The organism is Bradyrhizobium zhengyangense (genome assembly GCF_022012435.1).
GTDB classification, from domain to species: domain Bacteria; phylum Pseudomonadota; class Alphaproteobacteria; order Rhizobiales; family Xanthobacteraceae; genus Bradyrhizobium; species Bradyrhizobium zhengyangense.
The window spans coordinates 1-1,257 of the sequence record NZ_JAKLUA010000082.1 but is presented as its reverse complement, the minus strand read 5'-3'; the positions used below and the strand labels follow the sequence as shown (position 1 = coordinate 1,257).

Here is a 1,257-nt window from a genome sequence, read left to right as displayed (position 1 = left end):
CGCATCACGCCGTCTGCGATCGTTGGCCAAACGAACTTGCAACCTTCAAGACGCTTGTGCACCAACACCAGGCCCGTTCGATCCCAGACCAAAATCTTGATCCGGTCCGCTCGTTTCGATCGGAACACGAAGGCTGCGCCGCTGAACGGGTCGAGACGAAGCATCTCCTGCACCTTCGCTGCAAGCCCATCGTGGCCACAGCGGAAGTCGATCGGCCGCGTCGCGATGTAAATCTTCAGATCAGCACCGGCCGCGATCATCGTGACGCTCGCACCGCGCGGATCACCCGGGACAATTGCTCGGCATCAATAGCCGTATCCGTCCGCAGCACGACATCACCGATCGCGATCTCAAGCTTGATCGCCGCAGCCTGACGCTCCAACGCACGTTCCACGACCAGCGGCGCAAATGTCGGCGGGGACGCCTCACACAGCGGCAACATCCCTCGCTGTCGAAACCGCCGTCGCCAATCGTAGATCTGCCAGCGCGTCGCTCCGTGCTTGCGCGCCACCTCGGATACCTGGGCACCGGGTAGCAGACTCTCAGCAGCGATCCGGGCTCTCTCTGCTTCCGACCGAACTCGACGTCCTGACGGCCCTTCAAGGATCTCCAACCGGCTCACCGACCCTGCCGATCAGACGTCCAAATGGACGTCCTTTTTGCTGTCCAATCCCATCTCAAACCTCCGTCCCAAGCCGGAGGCTTCTTCGCATAGATATCCAGATCCCGAAGCAAGGGTTCCGGCTGAGCGCTTACCGATCAACTACATGCTCAGGCGTTGGGAGGGCTTCGCCCGCTTCCTCGACGATGGCAGGATCTGCCTGACCAACAATTGTGCTGAGCGCGCATTGAGAGGTATCGCATTGGGAAGGCGCAACTGGACCTTCGCCGGCAGCCAGCGTGGTGCCGACCGTGCCGCCATCATGCTGACGATGATCACGACCTGTCGTCTCAATGACGTCGATCCCAAGGCCTGGCTCGCCGACGTCCTCGCCCGGATCGCCGATCTTCCCACATCGCGGCTGCACGAACTGCTGCCCTGGGAATGGAAGCTCCTGCGCCAAGCCGATAAGCCAACCGATCAGCAAGCCGCCTGACCTTCACCCAACGCCATCATAGACCCCGCCGTGCCCATCGCGCATCCGTCAATCAGGCGGTCTTCGTCGTATGCGTACTCTGGGACAGCGACTTCCTCGACCTCGTCGAAGAGGCGCATCTCACCTTCGAAGGCAAGTCCGACGGTGAAATCGCCTTCGG

The 1,257-nt window shown here is 61.3% G+C and carries 2 protein-coding genes and 1 pseudogene; 1 reads left to right on the top strand and 2 read right to left on the bottom strand.

Annotation, left to right across the window (positions count from 1 at the left end; genetic code table 11):
* Positions 1–260: IS66 family insertion sequence element accessory protein TnpB (gene tnpB, locus L6637_RS42265; protein ID WP_237874464.1), on the bottom strand; the 260-nt coding region annotated here is incomplete at its 3' end.
* Positions 257–622, bottom strand: a complete 366-nt coding sequence (gene tnpA, locus L6637_RS42260) for an IS66-like element accessory protein TnpA (protein WP_237874462.1) — start codon at positions 620–622, stop codon at positions 257–259. The genes tnpB and tnpA, both read right to left, overlap by 4 nt.
* Positions 623–755: 133 nt before the next feature.
* On the opposite strand from tnpA, the pseudogene L6637_RS42255 reads away from it, so the two are divergent.
* Positions 756–1,097 (top strand): annotated as a pseudogene (locus L6637_RS42255) (IS66 family transposase); the annotation flags it as partial.
* Positions 1,098–1,257 lie beyond the last annotated feature (160 nt).